Origin of the sequence: Butyrivibrio sp. AE3004 (genome assembly GCF_000703165.1) — a bacterium.
Lineage (GTDB): Bacteria > Bacillota > Clostridia > Lachnospirales > Lachnospiraceae > Butyrivibrio.
In genome coordinates this window covers 2,797,595-2,813,432 of record NZ_JNLQ01000002.1, presented here as the reverse complement: position 1 = coordinate 2,813,432, position 15,838 = coordinate 2,797,595, and the positions used below count along the sequence as shown (strand labels likewise).

The 15,838-nt window shown below is 47.9% G+C and carries 2 protein-coding genes and 4 tRNA genes; all 6 read left to right on the top strand.

Translation table 11 applies throughout. The features are described 5' to 3' along the window. Nucleotides 1–16: 16 nt before the first annotated feature. The 6 genes from BV60_RS0115110 (at nucleotide 17) to BV60_RS0115080 (ending at nucleotide 15,777) form a co-directional block, all read left to right on the top strand. Nucleotides 17–89: transfer RNA gene (locus tag BV60_RS0115110), tRNA-Asn, on the top strand. Between the two features lie 53 nt (nucleotides 90–142). Beyond that, nucleotides 143–214: transfer RNA gene (locus BV60_RS0115105), tRNA-Glu, on the top strand. Between the two features lie 10 nt (nucleotides 215–224). After that, nucleotides 225–298: transfer RNA gene (locus BV60_RS0115100), tRNA-Ile, on the top strand. 39 nt (nucleotides 299–337) lie between these two features. Continuing rightward, nucleotides 338–423, top strand: a tRNA-Leu gene (locus tag BV60_RS0115095). A 166-nt stretch (nucleotides 424–589) separates the two neighbouring features. Then, nucleotides 590–2,362 carry an MATE family efflux transporter gene (locus BV60_RS0115085; protein WP_029323058.1) on the top strand — a complete coding sequence of 591 codons (1,773 nt, stop codon included), beginning with the start codon at nucleotides 590–592 and terminating at the stop codon, nucleotides 2,360–2,362. Between the two features lie 26 nt (nucleotides 2,363–2,388). Continuing rightward, the gene (locus BV60_RS0115080; protein WP_029323055.1) at nucleotides 2,389–15,777 is read left to right on the top strand and encodes a non-ribosomal peptide synthetase; all 13,389 of its coding nucleotides are present in this window, start codon (nucleotides 2,389–2,391) and stop codon (nucleotides 15,775–15,777) included. Nucleotides 15,778–15,838: the final 61 nt, after the last annotated feature.

Sequence of the window (15,838 nt, the reverse complement as noted above, 5' to 3'; positions counted from 1 at the left end):
TGAAGGTACGGTATAATCCTCAATAGCTCAGTCGGTAGAGCATTCGGCTGTTAACCGAAGTGTCGTAGGTTCGAGTCCTACTTGGGGAGCTGGTTGTACGGAGACCTACAATCGAAATCCCTGCGAGGCAGGAAAAATACATGGCTCCGTGGTCAAGTGGTTAAGACATCGCCCTTTCACGGCGGTAACACGAGTTCGAGCCTCGTCGGAGTCACTAAATTTAAGGAGCTTTAGCTCAGTTGGTTAGAGCAACCGGCTCATAACCGGTCGGTCCTGGGTTCGAGTCCCCGAAGCTCCACTAAGAAGTCGCTTTAAAAGCGGCTTTTTGTCAATAATCGCCGGCGTGGCGGAACTGGCAGACGCCCGGGACTTAAAATCCCGTGGGTAGCGATACCCGTACCGGTTCGATCCCGGTCGCCGGCAGTAAGAGAGAAGCAGTGATGCTTCTCTTTTTTGTGCTCATTTTTGAAAAGAGTATCTGTCATCTGATTTTGGTTGAGAGTTGGATGGTGCAGGATTATAATGAAAATAAAGTTAAATTTTTGAAATGTTATTGTGAATTCAGATTAATAAAGGCAGGTATGAAGATATGGAGAGTCGGAACAGTTACCTGATCAACAGAAGTCTGAGAAAATTTCTTACCGCATCCATAGCTACAATGGCTGTCATGAATATTAATGGTGTGGTTGACAGTATCCTTATGGGACAACTGATTGGCCCGCAGGCTGTAGCTGCGATACAGAATGTAGTGCCGGTTTTGGGACTCATTTCCGCCATAACGTTTCTACTTTCTGCCGGGGCTGCGATCATAACGGCGAAAGCGCTGGGCAGCCAGGACTTCGATGAGGCGGGTAGCTCCATGACCGTTTCTATTTCCTCCTGCCTGGCTTTCGGTCTTATAATATCCCTTCTTTCCGGAGTGCTATCGCCTGGGATCAGTTCCCTGCTCTGCCAGGACATGACATTATACGATAATACTTACAAATATCTGTTTGCTATTATGGCAGGTTCTTTTTTGCTGTTTCTGTTTAACGGCATGTCAATACTAATTGAGACCATAGGTTATCCAAGACTTGTTTCTTTTGCCACTATTTCCACCGTAATCGGAAATTTAATCTGTGACATATTGTACGTAAAGGTTTTCTCACTGGATATTTCCGGAGCGGCTTTCGCAACTCTGACAGGTTCACTGATCGGAGTGGCAGTGCTGTTTGTTTTCCTTTTTCGGGAAAGAAAGGCTCTTGGAATAAGAGTGAATTTTGCGGGCTTTGCCGGCATGATGGGAAGAAATGTGGTGATGGGGATTCCTTCTTTTTTCGGAAATACTGCCCTCACATTGATGGTATTTATTTGTAATTATTTTGTTCAGTCTGTTCATGGGGCGGCTGGAGTTTTTGTCATGTCTATTGGCTATGCCATGATAACATTCGGACAGATGATATCAGGAGGAGTACAGGGAGCTTTTCTGGGGATAGGAGGCATGCTTGCAGCTCAAAGTGATTACGATGGTCTCCGGCGGCTGCTGAAAAGAGGCCTTGTCATATCCTGTGGATTTGCGACGCTGAGTGTCCTTGTCGTGTTATTCGTTTCAGGTGCTCTTGCTGCTCTTTTTGGGGCTACGGATCCCTCGGTGATCAGCCTGACTCGTCAGGGACTTCCTCTTATCGCCAGCCTTAATTTTTCATTGAGTGTAGTACTTCCCCTGATGATCATGTACCAGATAAATGACCATTCTGTTATCTCCACCCTGTCTGCATTATCCATGCTTTTTAGTCTTGGCATTGGCTTTCTTCTGGCAAAATACCTGATTGGTAATATCTGGGTGGCATTTCCAATCGGAAGCGGCCTTTCTATCGGATTTGTACTACTATGCTCCATACCCGCAAGGATAATGGCAGGAGGAAATGTGGGGCGGATTCATCTGATACCGAAGCCGCTTGATGACACCATGAGATTTGATGTTTCAGTACCCTGTGACAGGAAGTGGGTTGGGGAAGCAGTGAATAAGGCAGGTGATTTTCTTTCCGGCAAGACCGCATATGAAAAGGAAATGGACATTTCCCACTGTATAGAAGAACTTTTGCTCAATTATGTTGAGCATAGCGAAAGACCGGAAAACGCATATATGGATATCAGCCTGATTAGTGACCGTGATGGGATTACCCTCGTTGTTAAAGATGATGGTATACCCTTTGATCCGGTCCATGTGGCCAATGAGGACGCAAAGGCGGGCTTAAAGATCATGAAAGAGTTTATGAGTGATGCTTCTTACAGCTATTCATTCGGGCAGAATATGGTAATAATGAAATGGAAGGAGACGCAAAATAGCGCTTCTACGACTTCCGATGAGCCTGGCATCTGAAAGGTGCTTTCAAGGAGGAACAGTAAATGAGCGAGTTTTTCAAAAGGATTCAAAGTCAAGTCTTGAACACTCCTGAGAAGATAATTCTTTCATCAATGGGAGATGGAAAGAATATTACCTACCGTGAACTGGATCTGTTCTCAGGAAAAGTTTACCGTTATCTGAAGGACCATGGAATAGGACGGGAAGATTTCGTGAATATCATACTTCCCAGAGGAGTGGACCCTTTTATTGCCATGCTAGGCGTGTGGAAGGCAGGGGCCGCTTTTGTTCTGCTGGAGCAGGAATATCCGGCGGAGCGTATTGCATTTATCCGTAAGGACAGCGGGTGCAAACTGGTACTTGATAGCAGGGTCTGGGAGGAAATCCTTCAGTGTGAATCACTTCCGGGCTTTGCCGATGTGGATGATCATGATGCCGCCTTTGCCGTTTATACCTCCGGAACCACAGGTAATCCAAAAGGTGTACTCCATGAGTACGGGAACCTTGACATGATTGCACAGAGCATGTATGAAAACGGCGAGAGCCTGATGAAAATTGTTGATAACTTTGCGCTGATAGCACCTCTTTATTTCGTTGCTGTGGTCATTTGCTATATATGCTTAATGGATGTTGGCGGCAGACTCAGTGTCGTTCCCTTCAGCATTACCAAGAATCCGCCGGCTTTATTAAAGGCTTTCGTGGAAAATAGGGTTAATGCTCTTTTTTGTGCCCCGTCTATCTTACATCTCATGCGAAAAATACCAAAAGTCAAAAGGATTTTTGTGGGATCTGAACCGGCAAATGGTATTTGGTCCGATGATCCCGGATTAAGCATAATAAACGCTTATGCTATGAGTGAGACCGCGTTTTGTATCACTATGGGACATCTGGACAAGCCTAACGAGATCGCACCGGTAGGAAAACCTTTGACAAATCTGAAGATTACACTGCGTGATGAGGAAGGAAAGCCGGTGCCGGAAGGTAAAGCGGGAGAGCTCTGTGTCGAGAATCCGTTTGTTCGCGGATACATAAATCGGCCGGAGGATAGTGCCGTGGCCTTTGTGAATGGAGAATTCCATACCAGGGATATCGCCCGTATGCTGCCGGATGGCCAGTATGAGATCATCGGGCGCATAGATGACATGATTAAGATAAACGGCAACCGTGTGGAACCTGCGGAGGTCGAGGCAGCGGTAAAACGTGTGTCAGGCTTAGAGCGAGTGGTGGCAGCTGGCTTCGGAGAAGGCATTGATACCTTTATCTGCTGCTATTATGCAGATCCGGTGGAACTCGATACTGAAGAACTCAGGGAGAAGCTTGAAAGTGTCCTGCCCTACTACATGATACCGTCGCGCTTTGTACACCTGGATGATCTGCCTCGTACGGCAACCGGAAAGGTCAGCCGTCGTCTTCTACCTAAGCCTGTAGCTGAATCGGCAGAGTATGTCGCACCGGCAAATGACATGGAGCGTGCCATGTGTGATGCCATGGCTCGCGCGCTTGGAATAGAGCGCTTTGGATCCGAGGATGATTTCTATGATTTGGGAGGTAATTCCATTACTTCCATTGAGGTCGTGGGCACATGCGGCCTTCCCGGGCTTAGCATCAATCAGATTTTCCGTGGGAGAACTCCGAAGAAAACAGTGAAATACTATCTGGAGGAGCTGTCTTTGGAAAAAGAGGCGGAAGGGGATAGTAATAAACTGGCAGGTCCTTGTCCACTGACCCAGTCCCAGCTCGGAATTTTCCTTGAATGCGAAAGGAGGGAAGGGGAGGCTGTCTATAATAATCCATTGCTTTTCAGCCTGCCATGTGATACGGATCCGGAGCTTATGACAGCTGCGGTCGAAAAGATGGTGCGGGCTCATCCGGGGCTCTTTGCCGGGATCGTATCAGATGAGCATGGCATGCCAGCCATGCAGTATCAGAGCGCTTTTGCGGAGCAGGAGATATGCATCCGAGAACAGATGACCGGAGAGGAATTCGAGAAGATAAAGAAATCTCTGGTGCAGCCCTTTGATATAAAGAACGAGCGTCTGTTCCGCATCAGGCTGATTGGGACGGAAGAGGTGCAGTATCTCTTTATGGATTTTCATCACCTTGTCTTTGACGGAACCTCCATGCAGATTCTGGCCGCAGATCTGGAAAAAGCTCTGAACGGGGAAGACATCTCTCCGGAGAGCTGGACTGCCTATGATGCGGCCATGGCCGAACAGAGCGCCAGACAGAACATGGAAGCATGGAATAATGCAAAGGAGTGGAACTTAAAGCAGTTTGGTGATGCTGATCCCACATCGCTTCCTGAGGGCGATCGGAAGGGAATCGGGATGACATATGGGGACCAGTCATTTACATTGGATATTTCCTACGGAGAACTAAAGGCTTTCTGCGAGAAGCAGATGACGACTGAAAATGTGCTCACTACAGCAGCTTTCGGTTATCTCCTGTCATCATATACTCTTAAGAAGGATGTTCTGTTTACTACAGTCTATAATGGCCGACGTGATCCACGCTGCCACAGGACAGTATCGATGTTTGTTACGACCCTGCCAGTGCTTTGCCACAGGGCCGGAGATCTGTCTGTTGCGGAGTACCTCTCTGCTCTTAAGGAGCAGATGCTTGGCTCTATGGCCAACGACATCTATTCCTTCGCGGAACTCTCTGCAGATACAGGCATCACCAGCGATGTGCAGTTTGTCTGGCAGGCGGATATGCTTTCTCTTCCAAAGGGGAGCACTTTAAAGCTAAAGCGTGAAAAACTGCCCTTCATCGCAACGGGAGATGCGCTTTCCGTACAGCTTTTCCCGGAGGAGGATAAGCTTGTCTTTCATGTACAGTATCATGCGGACCGATACAGCGAAGAGTATATAGCACGGTTTGCCGGATGCATGAACCAGGTGCTGAAGGACATGATGGTAAAGAATAAGCTTTTGGATATCAGCCTTATTTCTGATGAGGAGCGCAAAGAGATTCTCACGCTTTCAAAGGGAGAAGAACTTCGTTATGATGCCGGGCAGACCTGGCTTGATCTCTTCTTTGCAAGTGTCAATAAATTATCGGAAAAGACGGCGGTATCGGACAGTAAAGGAAGTTATACCTACGATGAACTGAACAGGGCATCTGACCGGATTGCGGCTTTTCTCCATGAAAATGGAGTAGAGGAAAACAGCTGCGTAGCCGTAAGGATGGACCGTGTGAAGGAGTTTGCCGCAGCGGTGATAGGTATCCACAAAGCAGGGGCAGCCTATCTGCCCATAGATCTGGATTATCCGCAGGAGAGAGTAAACTATATGCTCTCAGATTCCGGGGCAAAGCTTTTACTTACAGAAGATACAGTTGCGGACATACTATCCCCTGAACAGGATAAGATGGCTGCGGCTGCAGGAGATGGACAGGAGCTGACATACAGGGTGGACATTAGCCCGGAGCATCTGGCCTATATGATCTATACCTCCGGATCTACCGGGAAACCAAAGGGCGTCATGATACAGCATAAGGCACTTCATAATTTTGTGCAGTTTATCCGCAACAGGTGGGGACTTAGTGAAAAGAGCCGCATCGCCCTTCACTCGAATTTTGCTTTCGATGCGGCTGTGGAGGACCTTTTCCCTCCGCTTAGTGTGGGAGGAACAGTATGCATCGTACCGGAGAGCGCAAGGCGGGATCCTGTGGAAATGCGGGCATTCATGAGAAAATTCAGCGTAAATGGAGGTTCCTGTTCCACCCAGTTCGGCCAGCTGCTTGCAGCAGATGAGCCTCTCGATATGGATTACTTCTGTGTTGGCGGAGAGGCGATGACCACTGTGCCGAAGGCGAGAGGACCGGTCTACAATGCTTATGGCCCTACGGAGTTTACGGTAGATGCCACCTATTACGAAATCGATAAGACAAGGGATTACAGGACGATACCCATTGGACGTCCTGTTCATAACTGTTTTGCATATATTATGGATCCAAACGGAGGGCTGCTTCCGAGGGGATTTACGGGTGAGCTGTGCCTTGCCGGCCCCCAGATGGCTCTTGGATACCGGAATCAGCCAAAGCTTACGCAGGAGAAGTTTACCCTGGTGGACTTTGGGGGAGAAAAAGTCAGAATCTATCATACGGGAGACTTGGCCAGATACAACGAGGAAGGAGACCTGGAATACCTGGGACGCATGGATACCCAGGTGAAACTCAGGGGCTTCAGGATTGAGCTCGGAGAGATTGAAAGTACTGCGGCCGGATTCGAAGGAATTGCGCTTGCGGCTGCAGAGGTGAAGAAGGACCAGCTGATACTTTATTATTCCTGTAAAGAGAGTGCCGGCAGTCAGGGTGTGGATGAGGATGCCTTGAGGGATTACCTTGCAGGCAGCCTCGCGGATTACATGTTGCCTTCTGTTTTCATGAGGCTTGATGAGATGCCGCTGACACTAAACGGTAAGATAGACAGAAAAGCCCTTCCCGAACCATCGGTTTTCCGGACGGGTGAGTATGTGGAACCTCAGGGAGAAACGGAGTGCTCGATTGCTGAGGCAATGAAGCAGGTGCTTGGAATGGACCAGGCTCCGGGGGCATTTGACAGTTTCTTTGATCTGGGAGGAGATTCCATCAGGGCGATACGCCTGATAAGTCTTCTTCGGGAAATGGGGTGCCAGGTTTCTGTGGCGGATATCATGAAGCAGAAAACGGTCAGAGGGATCGCCTGCTGCGTTGAAAGCGACGGTACTGCCGCAATCAGCCAGGAACCTTATGAAGGAACCGTTCCTGACAGTGCCATCGTGGCCTTTTTCAAAGATATGAAGCTGCCCTGTCCCGGTCATTACAACCAGACAAGGCTCCTTGAGATGTCCGATCGCGCCGGAAGAGACAATCTTCAGAAGGCGTGGGACGCGCTGGTTTACCAACATGACATGCTGAGGGCTGTGTTTAAGGATGAGACACTGTTCGTCCGAAGCGCAGATGCGACTATAGAGATAGAAGAATATACTGTCCAGTCTGATAACAGCAAGAGTTCCGCGGAAAATACAGAGGCTGTGACCGAAATCTGCAAAACGATACAGACGCAGATCAATATGGACAAGGCCCTTATGAGGATAGCCCTTATCCATGGAATTTCTCATGACTATCTGTATATCGCGATCCATCACCTCGTGATCGACGGCGTATCCTGGAGGATCATCCTTTCAGATTTGGAAACTGCTTACGGACAGGTACTGCAGGGGGAGGAGATACGCCTTCCTCACAAAACCAATACCTACAATGATTATGCAAAGGCACTTTTGCGCTTCCGTGACAGCTACATCCTGAGCCTGGAGATACCTTACTGGAAGGACGTGCAGAAGAAACTCACTGATCTTGGAACGGCTGACGGAAAGGATTATAAACGGAGCTTTGGACGGTTAGTCTTGACCTTAGACGCACAGAACACTTACAGCTTCCTTCATGCGGACTTTGGGAAGTTGAATACAGATATCAATGATGCCCTGCTCACGGCTGTCTGCAGGAGTTTTCATGATGTGACGGGAAATAACAGAATCTCAGTGCAGCTTGAAGGACACGGAAGAGAGGAAATTGGTGAAAGACTCTCTACAGACAGGACGGTAGGCTGGTTTACATCAGAATATCCGGTTATAGTGGAAGACTTAAATAAAGACCTTCGCCATGACTGTTTAACATCCAAAGAAGCTCTTCACAGAGTTCCGAACAAGGGTTTTGGTTATAATGTGCTGCGCTTCATAGATAGTGGAAAGTCTGACAATATCGGTTCATCCACCGATCAGAAGGAGGGGCTGGATAAGAACCTTACTGCCCAGATCGGCTTTAACTATCTTGGAGATATGGGCCTGGAAGAAACTGACGGAGCACGTTTCTTTACGGATACGGATATTCCTGTGGGAGATGATATCAGCCCGCTGAACGCATATGGCCCGGATATCGCCATAAACTGCTATGTTCAGGGTGGGTGCTTTAACCTGTTTATGGACTTCAATAAGGAATTATATGGAGAAGATGAGGCACGCAGGTTTGCAGAGGGAATATTGTCTCAGATCAAAGAAATCACGAAATACCTGTCTTCTGACATAGCTACGGTGGTGACGGCAACAGATCTTGGTGAAACACAATGGAGCGAAGATGAATTTGAAGCCGTGATGGTGGACTTTGACTCCCGTGGAGAAACATTGGAGAGAATCTATCCTCTGCTTCCCATGCAGGAGGGCATGCTGCTTAAGCATGTGTCCGAGCCTGAATCACATGCGTACCGGCTGGTGGATATTTTTGAAGTGAATGGGAACCTTTCGGAAGAGATGCTTAGAAGGGCTATTGACAGGCTTGGCAGGAAGCATGAAGTCCTGCGTACAGCCATTATTCACGATGGGGTCACAATACCCAGACAGGCCATTGTTGACAGAAAACTAGGACTTCGGATGATCAATCTTTCCACAGATGCCTATGCGGGAGAATCCGGCTCAAAAGAAGCTGATGAAATAGATGCTGTCATGAAGATAAGGGAAGATATATTGCAGAATGGCTTTGATCTCCAGAGAAAGCCTTTATTCAGCGTGACATGCGTGAAAGCGCATGAAGGTCGCTCCTATCTGATAACAGCGGTACATCACATTATAGTTGACGGTTGGTGTACAGGCCTTTATATGGGCAGCTTTGTACAGTATCTCAGGGAAGAACTGAAGAGTACCGAAAGCATTGAAACCGAAACACAGGAAGTTGGAAGATACGAAGCCGGAAGATACGAAGCCGCGGTACGCGAGATTCTGAAAAAGGATATGCATGCCGGTCTGGATTATTGGAGAGAGCTTCTGGACGGTTATGAAACCAGGGCCGCTGTTCCATCATACGGCAAAGTGCCGGAAGACAAGAGAAGCAAAGAGGATGATGCTTTTATCACCATAAGCCAGAAGGTGACGTCCGACTTTGAACAGGCCTGCCGCGAGGCGGGGGCAACCATCAATACCGGCGTGGAGCTGGCCTGGGGCATGGTACTTGGCACCTGCAGCCGGCAGAACGACGTTGTATTTGCCAAAGTTGTTTCGGGACGTGACAACAACAGGGTAAAGACTGAGGATGTGGTCGGACTCTTTATCAATTCCATACCCGTCAGAATCAGAATTGATCAGAATACCACCGCTGCAGCAGCCCTCAAGGAGCTGCAGGAGCAGGCCGCAAACAGCAATGCTTATGATTACTGCGCGCTTTCGGAAATACAGAAGCAGTCATATCTGGGAAATGACCTGCTCCAGACGGTTTTAGCTTTTGAGAATTACAATAGTGGCGCAAAGGAAACAGTTTCGGATAATCTTCTGAAGCCTGTATACATCCGGGAAGAGAATTTTTCCGAGATATCTCCTTTCGCATACCTGGAAGACGGAAAGCTGGTTCTGCACATAAAATTTGATACCAGCCTTTACAGGAAAAAGGAGATTGACAGGGTACTTGCTTTATTCAAAACCTACGTGGAAGAGATCTCCGCAAAGGCGGAGGAAGAGATCCGCACATTCCGGCATTTGGACAGAGATGAGCAGGAAAAGGTAATAAAGCTTTCCCGGGGCGAGACGCTGTCCTATGATGCAGGGAAGACCTGGCTTGACCATTTCCGTATGCGTGTCATGGAAAAACCGGATAAGAAAGCTGTCATAGACAACAGAGGAAGCTATACTTATTCAGAACTGGATAAAATCTCTGATGCTGTCGCTTCATATCTGATTGCGATGGGAGTGGAAGAGAACCATTTTGTTGCCGTGAAGATGGGTCATGTGAAGGAATTTGTCCCGGCCGTCATCGGTATACAGAAAGCCGGAGCAGCTTATGTACCAGTGGATCCGGAATATCCAAAGGACAGGATTGACTATATGCTGGAGGATTCTGAAGCAAAGGTTATCCTGACAGAAGAATCGCTAGAAGACATCATTGCAAAATATCAGGATGCGGAATCGATAAACCGTGCGACGCCTGCTCACAGGGCGTACATGATCTATACATCGGGATCTACGGGAAGACCCAAGGGCGTGGTGCAGAGTCACCGCTCACTTTGCGCATTTGCCACATGGAGTCAGCATGTGATTCATATCGGACAAGACAGCATCCATGCCCTGCATCCAAGCTTTTCCTTTGATGCCTCGCTGAATGATCTTATCTGTCCGCTCTTTGCCGGAGGAGAGGTGCATATTTTCTCCGATGAGCTGCGTAAGGACATGACAGGGATGGCGGAGTACATCCGTGAGAATCATATCAATGGCCTTTCCATGTCTACCCAGATCGGTATGGCCATGGTGAACCAGTATCCGGACCTGGCGCTTCGGTTCATAATGATGGGCGGGGAGAAGATGCTGCGCTGCGCAAAGACGGGAATCAGACTTGTTAACTGTTATGGACCGACGGAATTTACCGTATGCTCCTCACTTCATGTGGTGGATCAAAATAAGGATACGGATATTCCCATTGGCCGGCCAGTACCCAACACCTGGTCCTTCATCTGCGATGCATACGGAAAGCTGATGCCGCAGGGAATGGAGGGAGAACTGTGCCTTGCCGGACCTCAGGTGGCAGAGGGCTACTGGAAGAAAAAAGAGCTTACTGAAGAAAAATTCGTACCATGTACATTTGTTGATGGCGTGGAAATGAAAATGTACCGTACCGGTGATCTGGTAAGGTATAACGAGGAGGGAGATCTGGAATTCCTCGGACGAATCGATACCCAGGTGAAGCTGCGTGGCTTCCGCATCGAACCGGGTGAGATCGAAGCAGCAGCCAGTCATTATAAAGGAATCGCTCAGGTGGCAGCCCTGGTATGTGATGACCATCTGGTACTCTACTATACCGGTGACGGGCAGATCGATCAGGAGGCTCTGCGTGGCTTCCTTGCCGAAAGCCTGGCCGAATATATGGTTCCGGGTGCATATAAGCAGCTGGATGCGATGCCGATGACGCCAAATGGCAAAATAGATCGAAAGGCGCTGCAGAAAATCCCGGCTACTTCCGATGAACTTATAGTTCCTCCGGAAAATGAGACAGAGCAGATGGTCAGTGATCTGGTGAAGGAGGTTCTTGCAGGCAGAGAGATTGGGGTTACCGCGGAGTTTAGTAAAGAAGGTCTGACTTCCCTTGCGGCTATGCGACTCAGCGCTATGATAGCAACGAAATTTGAGAAAGACTTTAAGATTTCCTATATAAAAGAGTTTGGAACCATAAGAAAGATTGCGGAGTATCTAAACACTGACACAAAAGAGGAGCGCTTTGAGCAGCAGCAAAGCTATCCCATTACTACTGTTCAGCAGGGAATCTATGTGGAGTGCATGGCAAACTTCAATACTACGATATACAATACGCCTGTCTTACTAAAATTGGATGAGGAGGTAGATATATTCAGGTTAAAACAGGCCATTTCTGAAACTGTGGATGCCCATCCATACCTGAAGATGAGACTTTCCTTAGGTGATGAAGGCCGTATCGCTGCATGGAGGAGAGATGATGATAAACAGCAGGTATCCGAGGTGAATCTTGAAACTGTGGAGCATGGATTTGAAGGACTGGTAAGACCCTTTAATCTGACAGGTGACTGTCTGTTCCGGACTATGATCATACATGACGGGGAGGATCATTATCTTTTCCTCGATGGACAGCATATTGTGATAGATGGTGAATCCATGGATATCTTTATGAGGGACTTAAACCGTGCATATGCCGGGGAGACCCTTACGAAAGAGAGATTCACTGGCTTTGAAGCTGCCCTTGTGGAGGATAAGCTTCGCCACAGCTCTCATTATGATCATGCAAAGAAATATTATGAAGGGCTGCTGGAAGGAATCGATACGGACTGTCTGCCTATATATGACAGGGATCTGGGAAAGACTAAGACAGGGCAGCTTACCATCGTTTCACCCTTTGATTGGGACAGGCTGTCAGCCGTCGTAAAGGATGGGAGCGTGACGCTGAACGGGTTGTGGAATGCTGCCTTCGGCCTTGCACTTGCCAGGTTTTTATACAGGGAAGACTGTGTGTACACTACCGTATATAACGGAAGAAACGATACCCGCCTGAGTGACAGTGTTGGTATGTTTGTCCATACGCTTCCTGTGGTCTGTCATGTGGAGAAAAATGAGAACGGCATGGAATTTGCCAGACGAATGAGTCTGCAGCTGTCAGATAGTATGTCAAATGACATCTTCTCCTTTGCCGAGATTTCAAAAGCTTTTCAGCTGAAGGCCGGTATCATCTTTGTCTATCAGGGAAGAATCGGTTCCGAACCGATGATTGGAGGGAAGAAGGCTGAAAGTATCATGCTTGACTTGAATGCCCTGAAAGCACCTCTGACAATCAATGTTCTGGAAAAAGAGGATGGTTTTAAGATCTTCAGCGAGTATGATTCACGGTATTACGAGGAATGGAGCGTAAGGGCGCTTCTTGGATTAACTGTAAGGATATTGGAGCAGCTTCTGGCGGACAGAAAAATAAGCGAAATATCCCTTGTCACCCCGGAAGAAAAGCAAGAACTGGATGCCTTTAACAGCACGGAAAAAGCTGTGGAGACTACGGATATTGTGGCCCTGTTCAGGAGAGCAGCCAACAGATATCCGCACAGGCGAGCCGCGATTTTTAAGGAAAAGACCCTTAGTTACCGGAAGCTTGACGAATTGACCGACCGCGTGGCAGCGCATCTCATGGAAAGGGGTATAGGAGCAGGAGATATAGTCGCCATTCTTATTCCAAGAAGTGAATACATGGCCATTACTGCGCTTGGTGTATTGAAGACAGGAGCGGCGTATCAGCCTCTGGATCCTGCTTATCCCACAGAGCGTCTGAAAATCATGGTAGAGGACTCCAAAGCAAAAGCCCTGATAGAGGATGAGATGTTAAAGGACAGGCTCCCGGATTATAAAGGTGAAGTTCTGCTGATCCACGAGATTGGGGGACTTCCTGACAGAAAACCCGCGGAGATCCAGCCAGGGCCGGATGCTTTATTCATTCTTCTTTATACCTCCGGCACCACGGGCGTCCCGAAGGGTGTGATGCTGACACATGGAAATCTGGTGAACTTCTGCCAGTGGTACAGGGACTATTTCGAGCTTACCGAGGATTCTGCTGTTTCCGCATATGCGAGCTTTGGATTTGATGCGTGTATGATGGATATGTATCCCGCGCTGACAACGGGAGCTTCCGTCTGTATCGTCCCCGAGGATATGAGGCTGAATCTGCCAGAACTGGACGCCTATTTTGCTAAGAACCAGGTGACACACGCCTTTTTAACGACTCAAATGGCGAGGATGTTCGCGACAACCATGACGGAGACAAAAGTGAAGTACCTTATGGGTGGCGGCGAAAAGCTTGTTCCTTTTGCCCCGGAAGGAAGTTACAGATTCTACAACGGTTACGGTCCTACCGAATGCACCATATTTACTTCGATCTTTCCTGTGGAAGAAAATACTTTCCGTGTACCGATTGGGAAGCCTCTGTACAATTACAAGATCTATGTGGTTGGGAAGGACGGATACGAGCTTCCGGTCGGCGTTCCCGGTGAACTGTGGATAGCGGGATACGGGGTAGGAAAAGGTTACTTCAATAAAACTGAACTGACGGAAAAAGCGTTTATATCCAATCCCTTCTGTGATGCGCCGGGCTATGACCGTGTTTACCGCACAGGAGACATTGTGCGCAGGCTCCCGGATGGTTCGATAGATTTCATCGGGCGCAATGACGGGCAGGTGAAAATACGCGGATTCAGAATTGAGCTCAGTGAAGTGGAAAGCGTGATCCGGCTGTACGAGGGGATAAAGGATGCCACTGTACAGGCCTTTGACAGCCCTTCCGGCGGAAAATACATAGCTGCCTATTATGTGGCCGATCAGGAGATAGATGAGGACGATCTCTCGGAATTCATAAAAAACAGAAAACCGGAGTATATGGTTCCTTCAGCTTTTGTACAGATTGATGCGATACCTTTAACACAGAACCAGAAGGTAAATAAAAAGATGCTCCCTGTTCCTGAGATCCGGAATGAAGGAAAGGAGTATACGTTACCGGCAACTCCGCTTGAAAGAGAACTCTGTGAGGAGTTCGCAAAGATACTGGGCATCAGCAGAGTCGGAGCTGAGGATGATTTCTTTGAGTCAGGCGGAAGCTCCATATTGGCGGCCAATTTGCTCACCTACGCAATGGGAAAAGGTTATGATATCGTATACGATGATATCTTCAATCATCCGACCCCGAGAAAGCTGGCAGCCGTGATTGAGGGCACGAACATAAATAAAAAGACGGATGAAGTATCCGGATATGACTACAGCAGGATTAACAGTTTAATAGCTGCTAATGCTATGGGCTGTATCGATGATATTTCAAGAGAACCTTTAGGTGATGTAGTTCTTACGGGTGCCACGGGATTCCTCGGCATACATATACTGCAACAGTTTTTGGAGAAATTTGAAGGAAGGATTACCTGCCTGATGCGAAAAGTCAGCTGGGATACGTTGGAGAACCATCTGAAATCCCTGCTAATGTATTATTTCGGCAACACTTATGAAGAACTGTTTGGTAACCGGATCTTTTGTCTGGAAGGAGATATTACCGACACGAAATCTCTTTTGGCGATTGATTCGGTAAAGGCTGACGTGATCATAAACTGTGCCGCCAATGTTAAGCACTTTGTAACTGACGATGTACTGGATAGGATTAATTTCCATGGAGTTGAAAACCTGATAGAGGTTTGTCTGAAGAATCACATGAGGCTTGTCCAGGTATCTACCCTGTCAGTCGGTGGCAGCACAAGGGCCGGGCAGAAAAACAGGCTGTACGAGAGTGATCTCTATTTAGGGCAGCGTGTTGACAATGATTACATCCGTACCAAATTCCTGGCGGAGCGCACCATCCTTGAGGCCAGGGTGGAGAGGGGGCTTGATGCTGTCATTTTAAGAGCAGGAAACCTTATGGGAAGATACTCTGACGGTGAATTCCAGATCAACCTCTTAACAAATGCCTTTATGAGATCGCTTGCGGCTTTTAACCGCCTTGGCGCGTGCCCGGTTACTGCTCTTGCAGATACTGCTGAGTTTTCACCTATAGATGCAACGGCTTCTGCGATGCTGGCCCTTGCCGGTGTAAACAGTAAATTCAGCATTTTCAATGTCAACAACAATCATACGGTGACAAGAGGAGATATCATCTTCGCTTTGAACAGGCATGGTTTTAAAATTGACATCGTTACGGAGAAGGAGTTTGCAGAGATCGTACAGAAGGCTTTGGAAGATGATTCCTACAGCGAGTCGATAATGACACTGATGGCTTATGAAGAAAAGGAGGACAACATAGTCCCGGTAGAAAGCGACAATTATTTTACAATCAACGCGCTCTACCGTCTTGGCTTCAAGTGGCCGATAGTCGATGATACCTACCTGGAAAAAGTGATATCTGCTGTGGAATCGCTTGAATTCTTTAAAAACCTGTGATCCTATCAGCACTTGAATATTCCGCTATTATAGACAGAAAACAAAGTGAAATCATAGAGAC

Coding starts and splice junctions, on each gene's coding strand:
- BV60_RS0115080 (WP_029323055.1), top strand. CDS start 2,389: ATGAGCGAGTTTTTCAAAAGGATTCAAAGTCAAGTCTTGAACACTCCT.
- BV60_RS0115085 (WP_029323058.1), top strand. CDS start 590: ATGGAGAGTCGGAACAGTTACCTGATCAACAGAAGTCTGAGAAAATTT.